This window comes from Verrucomicrobiia bacterium (assembly GCA_023953615.1).
GTDB lineage: Bacteria > Verrucomicrobiota > Verrucomicrobiia > Limisphaerales > JADLHS01 > JADLHS01.
The window spans coordinates 799,195-821,333 of sequence record JAMLJH010000001.1; the positions used below are offsets into that span (position 1 = coordinate 799,195).

Here is a 22,139-nt window from a genome sequence, read left to right on the forward strand (position 1 = left end):
GGGCGACGTGTGGAACCGGATGAAAATAGGAAGCCTTTGGGGATCGAGGGCTGCGAAGGTGCTCCGACTCGTTCGTCCGGCAGGCAAAGCAGTTGCACCGCTTTCATCAGGTTGTAGGCCAGCGCCCCCAACGCGTAAAACATCCGGTTGGCAAGACGGACAGTCCTCTGCACGCCGCAGTTCCGCATCACCCGATGGCGCGCACGGAGTGACGCGCCCTATCAGAACTGAATGGCGTCCGCGAGGCGCGAACGACTACCACCGCGGACGGCGATGCCCCCCAATCTCCATTCCTCTGCCAATCATTCCCTTGCCTCTCTGCGGAGATGGCTGGGCATGACGATATCGGAATACTTCAAATGCTCCAATCAGGGACGCGAAACACTGGCAGATTCCGGCGGCGCCTTCAGCCATGCCACGTTGAATTGATAGTGTAACGCGCTTGAAATGAGATGGATGATGCCGTCGCGCGTCTGAGTGGCCGCGAGGTAACCGCGCGGTTCGGCGTGCGTGGCGTCCATCGTGAATCCACGCGTCCACGCGCCGCCATCGAATTGTCGCGGCGTCGCCCCCGCCGTCAACAGCTTGCGGACGCTCCAAGTCTGACCTTCGTCGAACGAGAGCGCAGCGAATATTCCGTAACCGATAAACTCCTTTCCGGCGGCATCCTGGAATGGCAGGCCGCGCGGCGCTTCAAGATTCTTAGCGTTGTCCGTGAACGAAACGAACAGCAGCGGGCCTTCATTCAAACGCATCAACACCAGCCGCTGGCCGCTGCCGATGGTTGGCCATTGGCTCGCGGAGTACGTCCAAGTTTTCCCCATGTCCGCAGAGACGCTTTGCGGCATCCGGTCGTCAATGTTGTCGCCGCGCCCAAAGGCCAGCAACCGGCCATCCTTCAGTTGCGTCACACCCGCATGAATCCCCGCAATCGTGCCGCCGGGATCGAGCCACGTCTGTCCGCCGTCCTGGCTGATTTGCAACGCGGCGCCGCCGTGTCCCTCAGTCGAGGCGTCGCACGGTAAAATCATCCAGCCTTCGCGACTGCGAAATTCCGACGAGATGAGCTGATGTCGCGCGTGGTATTCGGGAATAATCATGCGCGCTTTCGACCACGAGACGCCGTTGTCTGTGGAAGTGCGCATGGTGATGGCCAATGGCCCCCAAGTGGCGGCGGCGGAAAGACTGTTGAAATGATAGAGTGTCTTCTTCCCATCAAACCAAAGCATCGGGCAATGGTCATTGCGATCCGGCACGTCCCAGAAGGATGAGGCGGGCTGCCATTCGTCGCTGCCGTAAGGCAGACGGCTGATGGCCACCGCCAGTTCGCGGCCTGCTTCCACCGCCGTGGTGTACCACACTGCCAACAAATCACCGTTGGGACACGGCGCAATGTCCGGATCGTGATTGTGCTGCGAAAAGAGCGGACCTTCCGAACCGGGAGGAATTTTCACATAGACCGAAGGGCCTTTGAAATACGGCTTTCGAGAATCAATTTTTCGCGTCGCGGCACGAGGTGTGGATTGGCGCACGTTTTGTTGGTAAAGCGCAGGGCCGTCCGACGGAGGCTGCGGTGTGTTTGGCATTTCCCCCAACGCAACGCGAAAGCCGATGTACCAACTGCGGCTCTCCGGCGGTGAACCTTGGCGGTTGGCTGAACGCAAATAGTAAGCCGGGGTGCTGTGGCTGCCGCCGCGACTGACTTTGAAATCGCCGTCGCTCCGTCCGCGCGGGTCGGTTTGCTCACCGGGCAGATAGGGGCCGTACCAATCCTCGCACCATTCCTCGACGTTGCCGTGCATGTCGAACAATCCCCACGGATTGGCTGGCGTGCGCCCAACGTGAAGGGGCACAACTTCGGCCCGACCCCGGCTGGCGCTGGGCGCGGGGTACCAACTGTTGCCCGGGTTTTTCAGAAACTCCGCCGGCAACGTGTCCCCGGTGGAGAATGGCGTGGTCGTGCCCGCGCGACCGGCGTATTCCCACTCCGCTTCAGTCGGCAGGCGATAGGGCAAACCTTCCTTTTGCGACAGCCAATCGCAATAAGCTTTCGCTTCGGTCCAACTGACGAAGATCACGGCTTCGTTGTGATCAATGGAGAAACCGTTTTTGCCGCGCAAGTAGGCGTGGCGACGATCAAACTGTTCGTACTCTTCGTTCGTCACTTCATGGATGCCCAGATAAAATGGTTTTGAAATCGTGACCGGATGCGCCGGGTGCTCGTCGTAATCGCCGTATGGCGGCACCCAGGTCTGGCCTCGTGCCTTCAGGATTTCTTCTGGCAATTTCGCGTCGTTGCCGCGAACAAACCGGCCCGGCTCGATGCGCACAAAAGCCATGCCCACGGAATTGGTAAAGTCTCGCCCCTCGGGCAGCGCAGCAATGGAAGCCAGCGCGCCGCACCACCACAGGAAGGCAAAGGTCGCGTAGCGCCATCGGCGCGAATGGTGAGTAAGCGTTGGTTTCAAAGTAAGTTTTCGAGTCCGTTCCGTGTCGGCCCTCAGCTTGGCGACCGATTCAATCACTGGCAAACCAATAAGATCAACTGAACCGAATTTTGAACCGACTCGCAAGCCAGCGGTGTTTTGCAAAAGTCCGGCGCGCGCGCCGTTAGTTTTCAATGCCGGACCATTCAGAAAAATTGTGTTTCAAGAACTTGTGGAGTCATTTGCGAACCGCGCGAAAGAGTTTTGACACCGCACCAACAAAAGTGACATTTTCCCCAAAATGAAGGCGTTACCCCATGAATATTGAAGCGTTGCACATCGGGTTGAAAGTGCGTCACCCGCAATACGGCGTGGGCACGGTGAAATCCATTTCCGAAGTCACCGCGGAAATTCAGTTCACCGACGGCAAGCGTACCATCGCGCCGGCGGCGGCCGGTTTGGAACGCGCCGAACCCCAAGCGGAGTTGAGCGGATTAAGCCTGCCGTTGACGCAGCTCATCCAGGAAACGGTGGCGGCGGTGGCGGACAAACTGGGATTGGAAAAGCCCGAAGATTTTACCGGCGCCCTCGCCGGACGCTGGCAGCGTGGCAAACTGGTGTTGCATCCCGCCGATCCGGGTTTGCAAACCAAGGAAGTCGAACTGGAAACCTTCTTTCACAAAATCGTCATGGTCCGCAATCAACTGCGCGTACTGGAGCAAAAGCTTAACGCTCACGAAAAATTGTCTGAAGCGGAGAAGGTGGAACTACAGGGTTACATCACCCGCTGCTACGGCTCGCTCACCACGTTCAATGTGCTGTTCAAGGACAAGGAAGATCAATTTTAGCAGACCTCCGGAATGGCCGGTCGAGTCCCAGCAGCCGCATCATCCGCACCCCTCGAAAAAATCCTGTTGCCCTCGCTCCAACGGAAGCCCTCGAGGCCGGCGCTAAAATTTAATGGCTTCGTTCAGCTTGCCGCATTGGGCGCAACGGGAACGATCCACATCGGGATCGTCGGTGTAAACCAAACCGCAATTGTCGCAGCGGAAAATGCGGTCTTCACGCACGGTCGGTCGGAATTTGCGGCGGCGAAATTCCGTATAGACCGTCAAGGCCACCAAGCCACCCAACAGCAGCGTCACGTAGCTGAAAATGAGGGCGGGCGTGGTCATGGAGTCGTCGTTTTGGCATCGTCCGGCATCCGGGTCTGCCACTGGAAAACCAGGTGGCCGACCACCACGGAAGTTTGACCGGACGGCGGAATAAAACGCGCGCCGTTGGCAATCCGGAGCGCTTGTTGATCCGCTTCCGTCGAACCGCTGCCCGGCGGCAGAAGTATGGTGGAAAATACCCGACCCGTTTCATCCACGGCAACTTGAACGATGGAGTTGGTCAGCCCCTCGCGACTGCTCCGCACCGGCAGCACCGGCAGCGGTTCGGCAAGCGGCCAATCCGCCAAACTTCCGGTGATGCGAACCGCGCTGTGCGTGGGTGGTGGTGGCGGGGCCAGCGGAAGCAGAATCGCAAAGCTCGGCGCGGGACTCAGGGATGGATACGACGACGGCCGTGGTGGTTCGGCGGGCTGAATCGAAAAGGAATTGCCCAACTGTTCCGAAGCCAGATCGAGGAAGCGCGGCGTATCGGTCCAGCGGAAATTAGGAAAGGGTATCGTCGGCAACGCCAGCCAGGTACTGGCGGCAAAGCCATGCGGATGCGGCCCGGCAAAAACCGTGGGGTCCTGCAAATCCATCATTTCGGTGCGGGTCCACACGACCTCCGCCTGCACCGCGTTTTTGACCGGTCGCGGTTCGATGGGCCGATGACTGCCAAAGATATAAATCAACGCGACGTGACCGACAAAAGCGAGCACCAGAGCCAGCGTCCAGCGCAGCCGCGACCACGACGGCTCCGTAACTTCCGGCGGCTCGGGGAAGCCATTGGCGGCCGTGGCGGACGGAGTCATGGCGAGGTCGCGCCGGTTTGCGGCGTGGTGGCGATGAGGGAGTCGTTGATCCCGGCCGTCCGCGCCAGCATTTGTAATTCCTGCAAATTTTTATAGCGCACCGCTTCGTCCGTCAAAATGACCAGCGTCAGCGGTTCGGAAGCTTGTTGAGTGGCTTGTTGCAGGGAATTTTTCAGCGCCGCCGTGTCAATCAGTTGATTCTGGAAATAGTAACGCCCCGCCGCATCCATGGCCACGGTGACGGTTGGTTTGTCCGTGCCCGGCAAATCCGCGCCGGCGGGCAGGTGGATTTTCACGCCGGGCGTATAAAGTCGCGAGCTAAGCGAGACAAAAATCACCAGCAAAAAAAACACGGCGGCATAGGCCGTTGCATCGAACGGATTACGCAACAAACGTCGGCGCCGCGGAAATTTCATGGCAGTTGGTCGTGGCCGTTTTCCGTGACGATGTTCACGATCTCATTGGCGGTTCGCTCCATGTCCGTGACGATGGCGTTGACGCGGCTGACCAGGTAGTTGTAACCGGCGTGAATCGGAATCGCGACCGCCAGCCCTGCCGCGCAGCAGATGAGAGCCTGCCCCACACCGGCCGCCATCAAATTGCTGTTCGCGTAAAGCGCCTGACTTTGCAGCGTGGCAAAAGTCTTGATGAAGCCCAGGACCGTACCCAGCAACCCAAGCAACGGGGCGAGCTGCGCGATGGTTGCCAGCAGATCCAGGTGTTTTTCGAGGCGCGGCACTTCGCTCAGGCCCGTTTCCTCGAGCGATTCGCGGACGCGCTCGCGGCCAAAGTCGCGGTTGAGAATGGCGGTCTTCACCAACCGCGCCACCGGACCGGGCGTGGCGTCACAGATGGAAATGGCTTCCACCAGATTGTCGCGTTTGATAACGGTGCGGACGCCATTCAGAAATTCGGCGGAATTGATTTGCGAACGATGACAATGCAGGGCGCGTTCGATGAAAACGACCAGGCCCGCGGCGCCCGCAAACAAAATCACCCACAACATCGGCCCGCCATCGGCCAGCAGGTTGGGCATGGTCATTTGCTGCGCCACCGATTCGGCACCAGTGGCGCTGGCGAGCAGCGGAAGCGCGGACATTAAATCCCCATAGGCCAGGAAATTTGGCATGGCAGATTTATAGGGCGTCGCCCGCGAACTTCCAAGTGCCAAGTTGGTTGGTGTTGAGGGATGATTCCGCGAGGTCAGCGGGCCGACAACACCCGCATGTGAAAGCGCCCGGCGTAGCGCGTGAGCCGCACCCGAGCATCAAACACCTCGGTCAAAGCCGGGGTGGTCAGCACCGCCTTCTTTTTGCCCGCAGCCAGAGTCCGGCCCTGACGCAACAGCAAAATGTGCGAAAAGACCGGCATGATTTCGTCCACATGATGCGTAACCAAAACCAACGCTGGCGCATCCGGCTGTCGTCCCAGACGTTGCAAGAATTGCAGGAAACGCTCGCGCGCCGCCGGGTCCAATCCCGCGCACGGCTCATCCAAAATCAACAACGCGGGCCGCGCCATCAGCGCGCGGGCAATGAGAATCCGTTGGCGTTCGCCTTGAGACAGCACTCCCCAGGAACGATCCGCCAGATGCGCGCACCCGACTTGACGCAGCCAACGGCGCGCGGCCCGGCGATCGGCGGCAGTCGGTTGGCCCCAAAAATCTATCATGGCGTATTTGCCGCTGACCACGCTCTCCAGTGCCGGCTCGGCATCGGCCATCCTCTGCCGCAACGCCGAACTTACCAACCCCACTCGCTTCCGCAATTCGCGCCAGTCGGATTCTCCGTAGGTTTCGCCCAACACGGAAATGTTCCCGCTGGTGGGCATCAAATAACCGGTCAACGCGCTGAGCAAAGAGGTCTTGCCGGAACCGTTCGCACCAAGGATCACCCAATGTTCGGAGCGGTTCACCTGCCAATTGATTTCGCGTAAAATGGGGGTGCGACCCCGGCGCACGCGCAGTCGCTGCACTTTCAGGATTGGCAGCGCGGACGCTTGATTCGAGGTCACTGGATTGTTTTGGCTCATCCCGCTTCATCCTGCGGCGAAACGACAATTTCAGCAACCCCGGAGCGAACCACCTGTCGTCTCAACCTCATCGTCTCAATCCAGCTTGGACTTTTTCGACGGATGGGTACAATTCGGCGCATGGGTGTTCCCGAAGAGATTCCAAACGGGAGAGTGATAACGATTGGCAGACGCAAGCCGGATCAGAGCCTCGCGCTTTCCGCCCGCGGGTCGGATTTTTAAGCAAAGAAAAAGTCAATGCCAAACGCAAAACCAGGCCGCAAGATCACTATCTTCACCCTCGTCATCTTGGTCGTGGCGGCGCTGGTGATCACCGCCGTTCTCAAAAATCGTGAAGCCGTCATCACCGTGCAAACCGAACCGGTTACGCGTCGTAATTTGACCGAAATCGTGGTGGCCAACGGTCGCATCCAACCCGTGGTGCAGGTAAAAATCAGCGCCGAAGTCAGCGGCGAAATCATCGAGCTTGCGGTCAAGGAAGGTCAGAGCGTCAAGCGGGGCGATTTGCTGGTGCGGATCAAGCCCGACGTTTATCAGGCCCAACAACGCTCGTCCGAGGCGGCGTATCAATCGTCCCTCTCCAGTTTGAAACTGGCGCAGGCCAACCTCGCCAAGGCCGAATTGGAATCCCAACGCAACGAAGACCTGTTCCACTCGCAACTGATCTCGGATTCGACCTTCCTTGAATTCAAGACCGCGCTCGAGATTGCGCAGGCGCAGGTCGAGTCAGCCCAGCATCAGGCCGATGTAGCCAAGGCGTCGCTGGCGCGGGCCGAAGAGGAACTGGCCAAAACCATCATTGATTCGCCCATCGCCGGCACGGTCAGCAAGTTGAACCTCGAAGTCGGCGAGCGTGTGGCAGGCAACACCATGATGGCGGGCACGGAAATCATGACCGTGGCCGATCTCAACGACATGGAGGCGCGAGTGGATATCGGCGAAACGGACATTGTTCTGCTCCGCCCCGGACAGAAGGCGCAACTCGAGGTGGACGCGTTCAAGGACCACCGGTTTTTGGGACAGGTTTCCGAGATTGCCAACTCATCGAAAACCAGTGCCCAGGGCAACACCAGCCAGGAAGCCACCAAGTTCGAGGTGAAAATCCGCATCCACGACAAGGAAGCCTTCCGACCGGGCATGTCGGTGACCGCTTACGTCGAAACCCGATACCGCACCAACGTTCTAACCGTGCCCATCGCCAGCGTGGCCGCGCGGCTGCCAAAGGAATCGGATCATAAAGCCAACGGTGCGGGTGGCCACGATCCCGCAACCGACCGCACGAATAACCCTGCCGACGTCGCAAAAGCGGGGCGCAAAGCCAAGGACCCTCCCAAGCCCATCTCGGTGGTTTTCGTCCGGGAAGGGGATCATGTGAAAATGGCGCCCGTGAAAATCGGAATCAGTGATGAGGATCATTGGGAAATCACCGAGGGATTGACGGAAGGCATGGAAATCGTGTCGGGGGGCTACAAAGCCATCAACCGCGAACTGGAGGACGGCAAGAAAATCCGCATCGGCAAACCGGACTCCGGGGCAGACCAGGAAAAGCCATGAGGGTACACGCCCGGCACAATGATGGTCGCGGCGGTTCGAGTCGCCCACGGACTGGGTTGGTTTTCCAATGTCCCGGCCCCGGTTGCGGACCATCCGCTTCACCCGCATGAGTCTCATCCGTCTGCAAAATATTTCGCGCCGCTATCAAATGGGGACGGAAACCATTCACGCCTTGCGCGATGTTTCACTGGAGATTCAGCGCGGCGAGTACGTCGCGATCATGGGCCCGTCCGGTTCGGGAAAATCCACGCTGATGAACGTACTCGGCTGCCTGGACTCGCCAACCTCGGGTCGCTACGAACTCAACGACACCGACGTCAGCGAGATGGACGACAACGAACTGGCGGAGGTGCGCAACCGCGAGATTGGTTTTGTGTTCCAGACCTTCAATCTGCTGCCGCGCTCGGACGCCTTGCACAATGTCGAATTACCACTGATCTATGCGGGTCTGCCTTCGGAAGCGCGCCGACAAACCGCCCTGACCGCGCTCCAGCAGGTCGGTTTGGGTGATCGCGTGCATCACCGGCCCAACGAACTTTCCGGCGGCCAACGCCAGCGCGTCGCCGTGGCCCGGGCGCTCGTGAACCAGCCTTCCATCCTGCTGGCCGATGAACCCACCGGCAACCTCGACTCGAAGACTGGCGAGGAAATCATGGCGTTGTTCGAGGAACTCGCCCAAAAGGGCAACACCATCATCCTGGTCACTCACGAGGAAGACATCGCCCGTCAAGCGCGCCGCATCCTTCGCATTCGGGACGGCTTGATCGCGAGCGACGAACGGCTGGAACGCAAATCATGATCCGGTGCGCCACCATTTCCCGATGAACTCCCGACTAAAATTTTCCCCGTCGCGACGGTCACGGCGCGGAATCGCGTTCGGCTCGCCATGAAATTACTGCTCGAGATTGGCGAGGGCTTGCGCATTGCCTGGGATGCAATCGGCGCGAACAAGCTGCGCGCCGCGTTGACCACTTTGGGAATCATCATCGGCATCGTCACCGTGACGCTGATGGGCACGGCGATTCGCGGTTTGAACGCGGCCTTCCTCACCAGCGTATCCGCCGTTGGCACGGATGTTTTCTTCATCCAAAAATGGCCATGGTTCAACGATGAACCATGGTGGAAATTGATCAAACGCCGGGAAATTTATCTGGCCGACGGACGCGCCTTCATCCGCAAGGCGAACCCCAACTGGCACGTCAATTTGCAATCGGTGGGCGTACGCACCTTGCGCTACGGCCACAACGTCGCCACCGGTGTGTTCCTGGTGGGCAATACCGAAACCGCCGTGGCCACCGATGAATTGAGCTTTTCCGCCGGGCGCTATTTCACCGCCGCGGAAGTCGAGGGCAACCGCCCCGTCTGCGTGCTGGGCGCGGACATCGCCAGCAACTTCTTTCCGCACGGCCACGCCATCGGCAACCGCATCCGCATTGACGACATGGCGTTCGAGGTCATCGGGGTGCTGGAAAAAAAAGGCAAGTTTCTGGGCATCGAAAACCTCGATAACACCGCGCACATTCCGGTCACGCTCATGGGACGCGGTTTTACTTTCTTCCCCGGCGTCCGCATCGCGGTCAAAGTCGGCGGGTTGGAACATTTGGAAGACGCCAAGGAAGAAGTGCGCGCCGTCATGCGCAACGTGCGCCGGCTGCCGCCCACCGACGCGGATGATTTTTCCGTCAACTCGCTCGAAGCGTTCATTCAAAAGTTCACCCAGGTCTCCCGGATCATTGGCGGCGTGGGTTTGTTCATCACCGGTTTGTCCCTGTTCGTGGGCGGCATTGGCATCATGAACATCATGTTCGTTTCGGTCACGGAACGAACCCGCGAAATCGGCGTCCGCAAAGCCGTGGGGGCCAAACGTCGCGCCATCTTGATTCAATTCCTGATTGAAGCCGCGGTCATTTGTCTGATGGGCGGACTGATCGGCCTCGGGCTGGCGGCGCTCGTCACCTGGGGCATTTCCCGATTTTTCCCCGCCACCCTGTCGCTGCCCATTGCCGCGCTGGCGCTCGGCGTTTCCGCACTGACCGGCATCCTTGCCGGTTTCCTCCCCGCCTGGCGCGCGGCCCGCATGAATCCGGTGGACGCCTTGAGAAGCGAATGAACGCGCCAACAAAATTCCACAGCCCGACCCAACTGAAAACGTCCGGCACGCGATTCAGAGCCGACGCGACTTTTCCGACGGGCGGCCCTGCTTTCACCCAGGTCTTTGCCGCATGAAAAAACGATGCTCCACCCTGTGGTTCGATGAAGCGCGCGAGAGCTTCGTAATGGCTCTGAACGCCCTGGCCGCCCACAAATTACGCGCGGCTCTGACCTTGCTTGGCGTCGTCGTCGGAGTGTTTTCAATCATTGTGACGATGACCGCCATGCGCGTGCTGCAAAGCAACATCGAACGCGAGTTGAGCGGATTGGGCGCGCACACGTTCACGGTGGACAAGTGGCCGGCCATTTCTTTCGCCGGACCGGCCGGATGGGAAAAGTATCGGCGCCGCCTGCCGCTGACGCTGCATCACCAACAGCTTTTGCGGGAGCGCGCCACGCTCGCCGTCGCCGTGGGCGCTGAATCAGAATTCCGACAGGCGGAAGCCGCCTCGCGTTTCGTCACGACGGATCCCGACGTAACCCTTTTGGGCGTCACGCCGGAAGCGCTGGCTTGCAAGGGTTGGAACCTCGCGGAAGGTCGCGGCTTGTTAAGCGCCGACGTGGACGCGGCGCGATTCGTTTGCCTGCTCGGCAACAAGCTCGCCAAAAAACTATTTCCCCGGGGCGGCGCGGTGGGCCAGACGATCAAGTTTGACGGAGTGAATCACCTGGTCGTCGGAGTTCTGGAGGCCAGCACCCGCATGGGCGAAGGTCAGGACAACTTCGTGGCGGTGCCGATCACTCTGGGCTTGAACCGTTATGGCGGCAACACCTGGCGCAGCCTGACGTTGCTCGTGCAAGCGCGCGATCAGGCTGGTTACGACGATTGCGTGGAGCAGGTCCGCAGCGTGCTGCGCGTGGCGCGCAAAGTGCCGCCGGGCGAACCGGACGACTTTGAAATCTCCTCCAACGATTCGCTCATCAAACAATTTCGCGGGCTAACCCTGGCGGTCCGCGTCGGCGTGGCGGTGATCAGCTCGATTGCGTTGCTCGCGGCGGGCATCGGCATCATGAACATCATGTTGGTTTCCGTCACCGAACGGACGCGCGAAATCGGCATCCGCCGGGCCATCGGCGCCAAGAAGCGCAACATCATGACGCAGTTCATCGTGGAGGCCGTGGTGTTGTGCGAAGTCGGCGGCGCCATCGGCGTATTACTCGGCATCCTCGGCGGCAACGTCACCGCTTATTTTCTCAAAGTGCAACCCGCCCTGCCGCTCGACTGGATTGTGATCGGCCTGGTGATCTGCTCGGCCGTCGGCATCATCTTCGGCACCTATCCCGCCTATAAAGCCGCCCAGCTCGATCCCATCGAATCACTGCGCTACGAATGATGGAAGCCATGCCGGGCTACTTGGCGCGAAATGATTTATCCGGATACCGGGGCGGAGGCGGAACCGGTCGCGGATCTTGCGCGATCAATTTCTGGAGATGGCTGATCGCCGCGTCCAATTGCGCATCCTGACCGTTGAAGGTCGCGTGCGGCAGATTATCCACGATCACGTCCGGGTCCACCCCGCGTCCTTCTATCAACCACTCGCCTTCCGGACCGTACACGCCCGTTTCCGCCGCCGTCGCCATGCCGCTGTCCACGAGCCAGCGTTGAGCCGAAAGCCAGACTTCGCCACCCCACGTGCGCGTGCCGATGACTTTGCCCAGGCCCAACCGCTTGAAACCTTCGCTGAACGCCTCGCCGTCGCTCGCGGTTCGTTCGTTGCACAATACCGTGAGGTGGCCGCGAAACGCGTAGTGCATGTTCCAATACGGATCGCCGACGCGCGGCTGCCAGTAGAACCACGCTTTACGCAGGAGTTTCTCCAAAATCCACGCGTCAATGTTGCCACCGCGATTGTGGCGCACATCAATGATCAACCCCGGCCGGTTGAACACGGGGAAGAAGCCCTTGGCCCAATCGGCAATGTCTTTCGTGCCCATGGCCCGCAAATGCACGTAACCGATCTGCCCCTGCCCCGCCTGCTCCACTCGTTCGCGCCGCGTCAGTTCCCATTCGCCGTAACGCAGGTCGGCTTCCGCCGCGGTGGAAACGGGCGTTACGATCACTTGCCGACGGTGGCCCGGCTTGGACTCAAGCTCCAGTAACACCTGTTTGCCGGATTGATTGCGCAACAGCAGTTCGGGACTGGCCGCAGCCAACGGATTGCGCCCGTTGATGGCGGTGATCAAATCGCCGACTTCAGCGGCCACCCCCGGTTGACTGAGCGGGGCCAGGTCGCCGGGATAGTCCGGATCCCCGCGATAAATATGCTCAATCCGCCAACCGCCGGCGCGGGCATCCGTCACCAACCGCGCCCCCAACGACGCCGGCCGTACGTTGTCCAAGCCGCCCCGTTGATCGCCATAACGGACGAAAATGTGTAACGCGGATAATTCGCCCACCAGATCGTAAATCACATCACTCAGCTCCGCGCGATCGCTGACGCGCTCGATCAACGGCTGATACTTCACGCGCATGGCGGGCCAATCCACGCCGTGCATCTGACGGTCGTAAAAGTAGTCGCGCAACATTCGCCACGATTCCGTGTAAATCTGCCGCCATTCCTCGCGCGGAATAATCGAGAGCGTCCAATCATCCAGCTTCAGGCGCTCGTCCAACTTCGCCGGCGCGCTGCTATCCGTCGCCACCACATAAAACGCGTCGCCTTTGCGAATCAGCAGTTTCTTCCCTTTCGCGGCCCGTTCATAACTCGTCAGGTTTTCCACGAGCGTTTTGGGTTTGGGCTCCTTGTTGGTGATTTCGAGTTGCTTCAATTGCGGCTTGGCCTCAAACCCCACGTCGCGCGCCACGTACAGCAAATGTTTCGCGGTCACTTCCAGACGCGAATAATTCCCCGCTTCCACCGGCACTTCATACAACCGCTCCGACAAGCCCTTCAGATTGACTTTGGTGGCTTTGCTCTTGCCGGATTTTTCCGACTTCTTTTCCGATTGCAATTCGTCCTGGGGTTGAAACGGCCAGCGCAGATCATCTTTCAATGCCAGGGCGTAAATCTTCGTGGTCTCGGTGAAGAACGGTTCAGGTTGCCGCGCGCCCCACGGACTGGTCACCAATGAACGCAATTGTCGGTCGCTCAAAAAATACAGCCAGTTGCCATCCGGCGAAAACGCGGGACTATAACTGTCCACCCGATCGCTGGTCACGGTGCTTGTGGTGCCGTCGGACAGGCGATACAAATGAATCTGCTGCACCAGGTTGCTGGCCGGATCGGTGTAGGCAAGCCATTGACTGTCCGGCGACCACGCAAGCTCGTCGAAGCCGGAGTGCTTTGAGGTGGCGATCAATTTCGTCTTCCGGCCCTTCATCGTGAACAACCACAACTTGCGATCCTTGTCCGTCCATACCAGATGTTTGCCGTCCGGAGACGGTTGGGGACTGAAGCGAAAGACCGTGCCGTTCTTGGTCAACAACTCCGCATCCCCAACGCCGTTGGCCGGAATCTGGCACACCTCCAACTCGCCCGTTTCATCCGACAACGCGAGCAACGATCTGCCATCCGGCAAAAACCGCGCGCCGCGATAACGCACGCCTGCCGGCGCCGGCCATTCAATGAATCGCCCCGAGGCGACGGGCGCCACAAAAATCTTGCCGCGTGCCGTCAGCACCACGCGATCCCCGTCCGGCGAAAGGTGGGCGCTGGTCAGAAAATCCAGCGGACGTTTCACCCAACGCTCCCGCATTTGATCGAAGTCCGAGGAAAGTTGAATGTTCACCACGTCATCCTGGCCGGTCGCCAGTTCGTACAGCCGCAGGTCCGCGCCGTGTTGATACACGATCCGCCCGCCCTGCAATGCGGGTGATTTCACATCAAACTGCCGATGGTGCGTGAGCTGGCGGCGATCTGATCCGTCCGGATTCATGGACCACAGATTCATCACGCCATCCAGATCCGCGGCAAAATAGACGCGGCCCTGCCACCACATCGGATTCCGGCTCTGCCCGCTGAAATCCGACAGCAACGGCGCGGCTTCGGCATCTCCTGCCACGAAGCGCCACAGATTTTCAGCCGTACCGCCGACATAGCGTTTGGCGCTGCTGCTTTGTTGCGCCAACCGCGTGAAGAACAATTGTCGCCCGTCATCGGCATAAACGCCCTGGCTGGCTTGCGCCAGCGGCACGACCGTGCGCGCGCCGGATTTCAGATCGAGTGTGACCAATTGCCAGTTGGGCAAAGTGGAAAACGCTTCCGTGGCGTACATCAATTTGCCGTCCGGCGTCCAGCCCGTCACGCGCGCCGTCGTGCCGTGAAACGTGCGGCGCACCGGCAAACCACCCGCCAACGGCATGGTGTAAACTTCCGTCGGCCCTTCATATTCGGCGCTGAACGCAAGCGTTTGGCCGTCGGGCGAAATGGCCGCGTACGCCTCCGTGCCGAGGTGCGAGGTGATCCGTTCGGCGGTGCCGCCGCTGCGGCGCACGCGCCACAAATCACCTTCGGCCGTGAACACAATCGTGTCGTTGTGCAGCGTTGGAAAACGGTAGTAACCGCGCGGCGCCGCCTCCAGCGACACGGTCGCCAATCCCAGGCAAATCCAAAACAGTCGGAAGCTCATGCGGATCAGGATGCGAACAAGCGCGCGAGGCCGCGAGAATTTTTCACGAAAGCCCGGTAATTTCTCGCGGCGGCGGGATTGTCGCTTGTGCGGACCTGGATTCTCCCCCATGTTCTTCTGCGTGCGAGGGCGTGAATGAAATCCGAGTGGAAAAGATTCCTTAAAACCTGGCTCATCAACACCTTTGCGGTGTTGGTGGCGGTCACGGTTTTGCGCCCGCATCTGGAATGTTCCGGCGTGGCGCAGGTATTCGTCGCCGCGTTGCTCCTGGGAATGTTGAACGCCTTCATCCGTCCGCTGATGCTGTTCTTCGCGCTGCCGTTGCTGGTGTTCACGCTGGGCTTCTTCACCATCATCATCAACGCCTGCCTGCTCTACCTCGTGAAAGCGATGATGAGCGTATTCGGCATGAACTTCGTCATTGAAGGATTTGGCTGGGCCATGCTCGGCGCGATTATCATCAGCGTGGTTTCGCTGCTGCTCAACCTTGCCACTGGCGGTGCGAAAGCCACCATCAAAGTGCGCCGCCGTTCGCCGGGTTCATCCGGCCCCGATGGCGGCGGACCGGTGATTGACGTTTGATTCAATCCCGCGCGTACGCCGCCCGTCGCGTGACGATGCCCTGCGCGTTAAAATCACGTTCAAAATCCGTTCGCACCGCCGCCAGCTCCGCTGGCGTCGCCACCGGATGAAACCGTTGTTCCGCGGCAAATACCGATTGCATCTGCTGAAAATAATCCGCGTCATCCGTGCGCAAATAAACCCGCCCTCCCGGGACCAGGACTTGGTAGGCCAGCGTGGGAAAACGCTCGTTGATAAGGCGAAACTTCCGGTGTTTTTGCTTCGGCCACGGATCGGGAAAATAAATGTGCAACGCGGTGGCGCAATGCGGGGGCAACAGGTATTCGAGGAAATACGCGCTCTCGATCCGCACCCCGCCCAGATTGGTCAGACCGCGCCGCCGCCCTTTGCGATCCAGCTTCTGGATACGTCCCAACAACCGCTCCACGCCCAGAAAATTGGTGGTTGGGTTTTGCGCCGCGTAATCCAGCAGAAAAGACGCATCACCGCAACCCAGTTCCACCTCCAACGGTTGCGCTTGTGGAAAAAGCTGCCGCAGCTCCAACCGCTCCACAATGGACGGCAACTCGTAAAGCAACGCTCTGGATTCAGTCGGCGATAATCCCATCGCCGCAGCTTAAGCGGCCCACGACCACGGTGCAACCGCCCGAAACACGCGCAAGGAAATGGCAACCGGGAAAGCCATTGTTCCCGTCCCAGTTTTCGCGTGGTTGGCGTATTTCGCGGTCGCGATCGTGCAACGGCAACTGGGGAGCATACGCGTCTCGCGTATGCTGTCGGGCGTCTCGCCCGACAGAAACCGCACCGGCTTAACCGGAATGATGCAGTTAGTTCAGGTGGAACGGCCAACTTGGCCGTTCTGGGCGGCAACCTGCCGTCCAGCCGAGCGCACGGAGATCGCACCCCATTGAGTTCGCACTCTTTGCGTTCGACTGCCGGGCTGGTAGCCCGACAGAACGGGCCAGTGGCCCGTTCCACCCAAACTCCAATCAAATCACACCAGCTTGCGGCTAATCCGCTTCATCCGGTGTTCGACGCGGGACGCGGCGAACTGCACCCGAGACGGGTGCGCTCCCCAACTCATGACCTCGCTTTCTTGAAGTTCATAGCAACCGGTAGCATTTGGTCACAACGAAAGTTCGGCTTGTGGTCAAAAGGTGTGAATCAATTGTCGGCGCCGGAGCCGTCGTCCGAGCCGGCGAGCCAGATTCTTTCTCACTGCTTGTGCGGGACACCGAAGGTCTCTGTTTTACTCACAACGCGATGCTAAACCCGATTCGCATAAAGCGTTGGCAACCACGCCACGCCAAGGGCCATCACGACAGCAGCCATGACGAACGCCAACAAGAATGATGGGAAAATGAATGCGACGATTCCCGCACTGGCAACCAAGAAGATACTCGCGAGCTTTGAGAACATCACAAGTTTTGAAAATTTGCCAAGTTTGTTGAAAATGTGGTCTGCATTTTCTCTTTCGTTGTGAGAGAGCGCAAGCCCCAGCCGCTCGATTAGGGACGCAAGAGCCGGATCCTGCAGTCCCGTTAATGGACTCAAAACAACGAATTCCGACTGCCCCTCCTGCGTTGAGATCAACACTCTACCTCGGTGACGAAGCAGGCGTTTGATATTTGTCCATTCGATATGGCGATTCTGAACTTCCAAGCCTTCCCGAGAAGCGACCAGTTCAGACGAGCATGCACCAAACCACTTTAACAAGCCTGTTCCTCTCGGAACGTTGATACGACACGAAAATGTTTGTGAGCACTTGTTCATGAGCGCAAAAGAATTTGAGCCACTTTTTGCGGGGAAACAACTCTATATCTTATCGCCTGTTTGCCATTCCCGGCGTTGTAGCCATGACTCCGCGACTGCCAACCAATGAATAAACTGCGAACCACCCGAAACACGCGAAACCGTGCTCCCTCTCCGCCATCGCGATGGAGGATCTCGAAATGAACATCGCGTCACCGATGAAACGGAGATGAATCGAGCCCCGGATCGAGGCCCAAAATTACTTGCCAAAGCGCGGTCAATTTGCGTTGATAGGCAGGAAATTGTGAGCTTTCCTGCGGAAGGGAGCCGGTAAAAAACAACCAAACATTATTATGAAATCAGTTCATCTCAGTGAAGCATCTGGAAATTCGAGGACCATGATCAGACGGGCACCCATCGGATCACCCTTCTGGCGACGAGCCGGACGGAGTTGTGGTGGCGCGGTGTTATCCACCTTTCTGCTGTTGGCGGGGAGCATGGCTTACGCGCAAACCTACCTGATTGACTTTGGCGGGGCGGTGGGAACGACGCGCGGCGAGGCGCCGGCGAACGATCCAAACCGTTATTGGAACAACGTGAATAACACTCTGGGAGCGACGCTCAATGGCACGTTGACCGGGTTGGTGGACAGCTACAACACAACGAGCAGCATCAGTCTGGTCATCGTGAGTCCGTTCAATGATGTGAACGACAACGGCACCCGGTTTTCCACGCTCTATCCGGAAAACGCCACGCGCGATTCCCTGTACGGCAATACCGAAGAGTGGATCGGCAAGGCCAATGTCACCCCGAAGTTCAAATTGACGGGCTTGGACGCCGCCACGAAATACTCGTTCACATTTTACGCGTCGCGGATGAGTGTGAGCGACAACCGGGAGACGGAATACACGGTGGTTGGGGCCACGACGGAGACGGCGGTGTTGGATGCGTCGGCGAACGAAGAAAACACGACGACGGTATCCGACCTAAGTCCCGATGCCGCGGGAGAAATCAGCATCGCGCTGGCGCCCTCGGCCAACAATGACAACGCGTATCACTTCACCTATCTGGGCGTGCTGCAAATTGAAGCTGTACCGCCGCAGACGCCGTTGGCGTTCACGGAACAGCCGTCGAGCCGGACGGTGATCCAGCTCACTCCGACCACCTTTACGTGTGCCGTCAGCGGTCCCGCTCCGTATTTCGTGCAATGGTACGAGAACGGTAACCCCATCTATAACGCCAATGATTTCACTTATACGGTGGCATCTGCGGACCTCTCAATGGACGGCTACACCTATTCCGTGACGGTGAGCAACCTGCAATACGGCGTATCGAGTACGAACGCGGTGCTGCACGTATCGAACGACACCCAGCCCCCGACATTGCTTTCGGCGGCATGCTATGACGGACAAACGATCGTCGTGACTTTTGACGAGCCATTGGATTGGACGAGCGCGAGCGACACGCAAAACTTCACGGTGAACAACGGTAGCGTGGGCGTGAGCGCGGCCGTACCGGATTACGAAATTGGAAAGACCGTGACGCTGTACCTGTCGGAAAACCTCGCGGGCAGCTTCACTGTGACCGTGAACAATGTTAAAGACGTGGTGGGCAACACCATTGCGCCCAATAGCAGCGTGACGGGTCAGGCACTCGCCATTGAAGATCAAGACCTGCTGTTTGATTTCGGTGCGAACGGCTCACCGACCGGGTTTGGTCCGCTGCCGGCGGATCCCGTCAACTATTGGAATAACATTACCGGAGTGGGCACAATGGAAGGTGGTGAGGCCTACGATATCGTGACGGTTCATAACGCACCGACCCAGATTGGGCTGGTCATGATCGCGCCCTTCAATGGGGTCAACGAGAATGGCACCCTGACTTCAACTCTGTTTCCGGCAACGGCCACGCGCGATTCCTTGTTTGGCAATACTGAAGCGTTCGGATCTGGTGCCAATTTCTTCCCGAAATTCAAACTTACCGGGTTGAATCCGGCGCGTCAGTACACGTTGACGTTTTACGCCTCGCGGACCGGCGTCGGCGACAATCGGGAAACGGGCTACACGGTGGAAGGTGGTAACACGGGCTTCGCCGCGTTGAACGCCGCAAACAATATTGACAATATCGCCACCACGACCGGGATTTCACCCACTGCCGACGGTGAAATTCAAGTGAGCATTGCCCCCACGGCCAACAACAACAATGGCAATCACTTCACCTATCTCGGCGTGCTGCGCGTCGCTCCCTACGTCGTGCCGCTGGAGTTCACCTCGGTGGAGATCAGTGGTGGCAAGGTGCATCTGAGCTGGACCGGCACCGCCCAATTGGAGCGCGCGTCCTCACTCGAGGGCGAAGACCAATGGACGCCAGTCGTACCCGCGCCGACCTCGCCTTACGAGGAGGATGTGGTGACTGGAGAGAACCGCTTCTTCCGGCTCGTACAATAACGGGGTGGTTTAAGGGTGTTTGAATAGTTCACCCACGGAAAGCTTGTTTGGTTTCCGTGGGTGTTTTGTTTTAGTGGCGGCAAGTGAAATGGTCTGCCAAGTTAATCCGGTAAAAATGCAGTTGTTTATGTTGATTCATCGTCTGATTCGTCTCGCCTTGATCGTTGCGCTCGCGGGAGCGGGAACGCAAATGTCGTCCGCTCAAAATCGCGTGCTCTTCATTGGAAACAGTTTCACCATCGGCAGCGGTGGCGGCGGTGTGCCCGGTATTTTTGACCGGCTGGCCCAGGCGGGCGGACACGCGGATCCGGACACGGTGATGCAGGCAACGGGCGGCGTGGATTTCAAATACCATTACGAGAGCGCCGCCACGCTGGCGACCATTGCGTCCAAACCGTGGACGCATGTCATTCTGCAAAACTACAGCACGCAGCCCACGCATCTGGCGAGCGGCAACATCCCCGACCATTACACCTACGGCACGCTGCTCTACGAAAAGATCATGCAGAACTATCCGCAAACGCAGGTGATTCTCTTTGAAACCTGGTCCCGTTCGGCGGCTCATTCCTTGATCACCGGAGTTTCGGGACCAAACAGTTTCGCCAGCACCGCTGAATTTCAAACCGAGTTGCGCACCAACTATCAGGGCCTGGCCAATTCGATCAATTTGAATTATCCGACAAACCTGCAGGTCGCGGTCGCCCCCGTTGGTGACGCCTGGGAGAACGCGGGCGGGTTGCGGGAGTTGACGGATCCGCTTTACGTGCGGTTGCACGGCAGTGACGAATATCACGGCAACAACAACGGTTATTACCTGACGGCCTGCGTGATTTACAGCGTGATTTATGGGGTGAGTCCACACGGGCTGGGAACAAACGCGCTGATCACCAGTCTCGGTTTGGGGCTTACCGTGCCGACGGCCCAGTTGGAGGATGCGGCGTGGGCAACCGTTTCCGGCGGCAGCCAGCTTGGCACGCAATCTTTCCTCTTCGATTTTGGCGCGGACGCCACGCCAACCCTTTACGGTCCCGCTCCCGGCGATCCGGAAAATTATTGGAACAACGTGCTCGAAACGGTCGGCGCTTCGCCCCTTGGCCAACTGAGCAATATCGTCACCACGGCCAACCAGCCGACGGACATCGGATTGGAAATTCTTAGTCGCTTCAACGGGGCCAACGCCAACGGCACGACCGCGGCGGCGGATTTTCCCGCAACGGCCACGCAGGATTCCTTATACGGCAACACGGAATCCTTCAACGGTTTGAGTGATATTTTTCCCAGCTTCAAACTGACCCGACTCAACACCAATCGTACTTACAGCTTCACCTTTTACGCCTCGCGGATGGGAGTCAGTGACCACCGGGAAACGGGCTACACGGTTTCCGGACAAAATTCCGGGGTCGCGGTGCTGGATGCCGCAAACAATCTGAACGCCACCGCGTCGGTGACCGCCATCACCCCGACGGCTGACGGCGCCATCACCATCAGTCTCGCGCCCACCGCGAACAACAATAACGCCAATCATTTCACCTACCTAGGCGCCCTGCGGATAGATGCCGTGCCGGAACAAACGCCGATTATCTTCACCAAAGAGCCTACCGATCAAACCGTGTCCGAATACCTGCCGGCATTTTTCACCGCCGCCGTGCAGGGCACCCCGCCGTATTTCATTCAATGGTTCAGCAACGACGTGGCGATTCCCGACGCGCACCAACTCACGCTGACCATTCCGTCCGTGACCCTGGACCTGGATGGCAGCCGGTATTCGGTCACCGTGAGCAATCTCGCGTTTGGCGTCACCAGCAGTAACGCGGTGTTGCATGTGGTCCCGTCCTCGCAAAATCCCGCGCAGCAAACCCTGCTGTTCGATTTTGGAGGCGTCACCACGACCAGTTATGGTTCGGCGCCTAATGATCCGTTTAACTTTTGGAATAACATCACCACCGCGGTGGGCAGCTCCGACACCGGACGGCTGACCAATATCGTCACCACGCTGAATGGGCCAACCACGGTGGGGCTGGTGATGGTGCGGCGCTTCAATGGGGCGAACGAAAACGGCACCACCAGTTCGCTCTTCCTGCCCGCCAACGCCACCAGCGATTCGCTCTATGGCAACACGGAGACCTTCAGCGGGCTGGCCAATATTTTCCCCAGTTTCAAGCTGGTGGGATTGCAGCCTGACCATTTGTACGATCTGACCTTTTATGCTTCACGGTTGGGCGTGGGGGATAATCGGGAAACTGGCTATACGGTGGAAGGCGACACCCTGCGGTTTGCGACCTTGAACGCGGCCAACAACGTGACCAACACGGTAAAGCTCACCGGCGTGGTACCCACTCCGGGCGGCGACCTCACCATCAGTCTGGCCCCGACGCCAAATAATAATAACGCCAATCACTTCACTTACCTGGGCGTGCTGCGGGTGGACGCATTCTTACGTCCGCCCGAGTTCCTGGCGCCGGTGATTACAAATGGGCAGATCCAACTGGACTGGAGCGGTAACGCGCAATTGGAATGGGCCGACGTCCCCTCCGGTCCGTGGCATCCCATCACGCCGCGCCCCACTCCGCCTTATTCGGAGAATTTGGTGCCGGAACAAAATCGCTTTTTCCGTCTGTTGGCGGTCCCGTGACGGGTTATGATTGCGGTTGAAACATGGCC

The 22,139-nt window shown here is 58.9% G+C and carries 17 protein-coding genes; 8 read left to right on the forward strand and 9 right to left on the reverse strand.

Annotated features, from left to right (window positions below):
* Positions 1-368: 368 nt before the first annotated feature.
* Entirely contained in the window at positions 369-2,468 is a 2,100-nt protein-coding gene (locus tag M9920_03105; protein MCO5051274.1) for an SUMF1/EgtB/PvdO family nonheme iron enzyme, read from the reverse strand.
* A gap of 275 nt (positions 2,469-2,743) precedes the next feature.
* On the opposite strand from M9920_03105, the gene M9920_03110 reads away from it, so the two are divergent.
* The gene (locus M9920_03110; protein MCO5051275.1) at positions 2,744-3,274 is read left to right on the forward strand and encodes a hypothetical protein; all 531 of its coding nucleotides are present in this window, start codon (positions 2,744-2,746) and stop codon (positions 3,272-3,274) included.
* A gap of 102 nt (positions 3,275-3,376) precedes the next feature.
* Here the strand turns inward: M9920_03110 and M9920_03115 are convergent, their stop codons facing one another.
* The 5 genes from M9920_03115 to M9920_03135 form a co-directional block, all read right to left on the reverse strand.
* Positions 3,377-3,601 (reverse strand): hypothetical protein, encoded by a 225-nt coding sequence (locus M9920_03115; GenBank protein ID MCO5051276.1) that lies wholly within the window; start codon positions 3,599-3,601, stop codon positions 3,377-3,379.
* Entirely contained in the window at positions 3,598-4,392 is a 795-nt protein-coding gene (locus tag M9920_03120) for a hypothetical protein (GenBank protein ID MCO5051277.1), read from the reverse strand. The genes M9920_03115 and M9920_03120 overlap by 4 nt, the downstream gene beginning before the upstream one ends.
* Positions 4,389-4,808: a biopolymer transporter ExbD gene (locus tag M9920_03125; protein MCO5051278.1), complete on the reverse strand. Its 420-nt coding sequence runs from the start codon at positions 4,806-4,808 to the stop codon at positions 4,389-4,391. The genes M9920_03120 and M9920_03125 overlap by 4 nt, the downstream gene beginning before the upstream one ends.
* Positions 4,805-5,521 (reverse strand): MotA/TolQ/ExbB proton channel family protein, encoded by a 717-nt coding sequence (locus M9920_03130; GenBank protein MCO5051279.1) that lies wholly within the window; start codon positions 5,519-5,521, stop codon positions 4,805-4,807. The genes M9920_03125 and M9920_03130 overlap by 4 nt, the downstream gene beginning before the upstream one ends.
* Positions 5,522-5,595: 74 nt before the next feature.
* Positions 5,596-6,423, reverse strand: a complete 828-nt coding sequence (locus tag M9920_03135; GenBank protein ID MCO5051280.1) for an ABC transporter ATP-binding protein — start codon at positions 6,421-6,423, stop codon at positions 5,596-5,598.
* A 237-nt stretch (positions 6,424-6,660) separates the two neighbouring features.
* Here M9920_03135 and M9920_03140 point away from each other — a divergent pair, with 237 nt between their 5' ends.
* The 4 genes from M9920_03140 to M9920_03155 all read left to right on the forward strand — a co-directional run bounded on the left by M9920_03140 (position 6,661) and on the right by M9920_03155 (position 11,462).
* Positions 6,661-7,977, forward strand: a complete 1,317-nt coding sequence (locus M9920_03140) for an efflux RND transporter periplasmic adaptor subunit (GenBank protein MCO5051281.1) — start codon at positions 6,661-6,663, stop codon at positions 7,975-7,977.
* 106 nt (positions 7,978-8,083) lie between these two features.
* On the forward strand, positions 8,084-8,776 hold the full coding sequence (locus tag M9920_03145; GenBank protein ID MCO5051282.1) for an ABC transporter ATP-binding protein: 693 nt from the start codon (positions 8,084-8,086) through the stop codon (positions 8,774-8,776).
* A gap of 87 nt (positions 8,777-8,863) precedes the next feature.
* Positions 8,864-10,087, forward strand: a complete 1,224-nt coding sequence (locus M9920_03150) for an ABC transporter permease (protein MCO5051283.1) — start codon at positions 8,864-8,866, stop codon at positions 10,085-10,087.
* A gap of 112 nt (positions 10,088-10,199) precedes the next feature.
* Positions 10,200-11,462, forward strand: a complete 1,263-nt coding sequence (locus tag M9920_03155; GenBank protein ID MCO5051284.1) for an ABC transporter permease — start codon at positions 10,200-10,202, stop codon at positions 11,460-11,462.
* A gap of 16 nt (positions 11,463-11,478) precedes the next feature.
* Here the strand turns inward: M9920_03155 and M9920_03160 are convergent, their stop codons facing one another.
* Positions 11,479-14,808 (reverse strand): S41 family peptidase, encoded by a 3,330-nt coding sequence (locus tag M9920_03160; protein MCO5051285.1) that lies wholly within the window; start codon positions 14,806-14,808, stop codon positions 11,479-11,481.
* Between the two features lie 24 nt (positions 14,809-14,832).
* Here M9920_03160 and M9920_03165 point away from each other — a divergent pair, with 24 nt between their 5' ends.
* Entirely contained in the window at positions 14,833-15,279 is a 447-nt protein-coding gene (locus M9920_03165; protein ID MCO5051286.1) for a phage holin family protein, read from the forward strand.
* Position 15,280: 1 nt separating this feature from the next.
* Here M9920_03165 and trmB read toward each other — a convergent pair whose 3' ends face one another.
* Positions 15,281-15,886: a tRNA (guanosine(46)-N7)-methyltransferase TrmB gene (gene trmB, locus M9920_03170; GenBank protein MCO5051287.1), complete on the reverse strand. Its 606-nt coding sequence runs from the start codon at positions 15,884-15,886 to the stop codon at positions 15,281-15,283.
* A gap of 659 nt (positions 15,887-16,545) precedes the next feature.
* Positions 16,546-17,052 carry a hypothetical protein gene (locus M9920_03175; protein MCO5051288.1) on the reverse strand — a complete coding sequence of 169 codons (507 nt, stop codon included), beginning with the start codon at positions 17,050-17,052 and terminating at the stop codon, positions 16,546-16,548.
* Positions 17,053-17,429: 377 nt separating this feature from the next.
* On the opposite strand from M9920_03175, the gene M9920_03180 reads away from it, so the two are divergent.
* Together M9920_03180 and M9920_03185 are read left to right on the forward strand one after the other, a co-directional pair.
* Positions 17,430-19,478, forward strand: a complete 2,049-nt coding sequence (locus M9920_03180) for a hypothetical protein (protein MCO5051289.1) — start codon at positions 17,430-17,432, stop codon at positions 19,476-19,478.
* A gap of 127 nt (positions 19,479-19,605) precedes the next feature.
* Positions 19,606-22,110 carry an immunoglobulin domain-containing protein gene (locus M9920_03185; protein ID MCO5051290.1) on the forward strand — a complete coding sequence of 835 codons (2,505 nt, stop codon included), beginning with the start codon at positions 19,606-19,608 and terminating at the stop codon, positions 22,108-22,110.
* Positions 22,111-22,139: the final 29 nt, after the last annotated feature.

Excerpts from the sequence above, each read along its gene's own strand:
- M9920_03110 (MCO5051275.1), top strand. The coding sequence starts at position 2,744 with ATGAATATTGAAGCGTTGCACATCGGGTTGAAAGTGCGTCACCCGCAA.
- M9920_03115 (MCO5051276.1), bottom strand. The coding sequence starts at position 3,601 with ATGACCACGCCCGCCCTCATTTTCAGCTACGTGACGCTGCTGTTGGGT.
- M9920_03120 (MCO5051277.1), bottom strand. The coding sequence starts at position 4,392 with ATGACTCCGTCCGCCACGGCCGCCAATGGCTTCCCCGAGCCGCCGGAA.
- M9920_03125 (MCO5051278.1), bottom strand. The coding sequence starts at position 4,808 with ATGAAATTTCCGCGGCGCCGACGTTTGTTGCGTAATCCGTTCGATGCA.
- M9920_03130 (MCO5051279.1), bottom strand. The coding sequence starts at position 5,521 with ATGCCAAATTTCCTGGCCTATGGGGATTTAATGTCCGCGCTTCCGCTG.
- M9920_03135 (MCO5051280.1), bottom strand. The coding sequence starts at position 6,423 with ATGAGCCAAAACAATCCAGTGACCTCGAATCAAGCGTCCGCGCTGCCA.
- M9920_03140 (MCO5051281.1), top strand. The coding sequence starts at position 6,661 with ATGCCAAACGCAAAACCAGGCCGCAAGATCACTATCTTCACCCTCGTC.
- M9920_03145 (MCO5051282.1), top strand. The coding sequence starts at position 8,084 with ATGAGTCTCATCCGTCTGCAAAATATTTCGCGCCGCTATCAAATGGGG.
- M9920_03150 (MCO5051283.1), top strand. The coding sequence starts at position 8,864 with ATGAAATTACTGCTCGAGATTGGCGAGGGCTTGCGCATTGCCTGGGAT.
- M9920_03155 (MCO5051284.1), top strand. The coding sequence starts at position 10,200 with ATGAAAAAACGATGCTCCACCCTGTGGTTCGATGAAGCGCGCGAGAGC.
- M9920_03160 (MCO5051285.1), bottom strand. The coding sequence starts at position 14,808 with ATGGGGGAGAATCCAGGTCCGCACAAGCGACAATCCCGCCGCCGCGAG.
- M9920_03165 (MCO5051286.1), top strand. The coding sequence starts at position 14,833 with ATGAAATCCGAGTGGAAAAGATTCCTTAAAACCTGGCTCATCAACACC.
- trmB (MCO5051287.1), bottom strand. The coding sequence starts at position 15,886 with ATGGGATTATCGCCGACTGAATCCAGAGCGTTGCTTTACGAGTTGCCG.
- M9920_03175 (MCO5051288.1), bottom strand. The coding sequence starts at position 17,052 with ATGAACAAGTGCTCACAAACATTTTCGTGTCGTATCAACGTTCCGAGA.
- M9920_03180 (MCO5051289.1), top strand. The coding sequence starts at position 17,430 with ATGATCAGACGGGCACCCATCGGATCACCCTTCTGGCGACGAGCCGGA.
- M9920_03185 (MCO5051290.1), top strand. The coding sequence starts at position 19,606 with ATGTTGATTCATCGTCTGATTCGTCTCGCCTTGATCGTTGCGCTCGCG.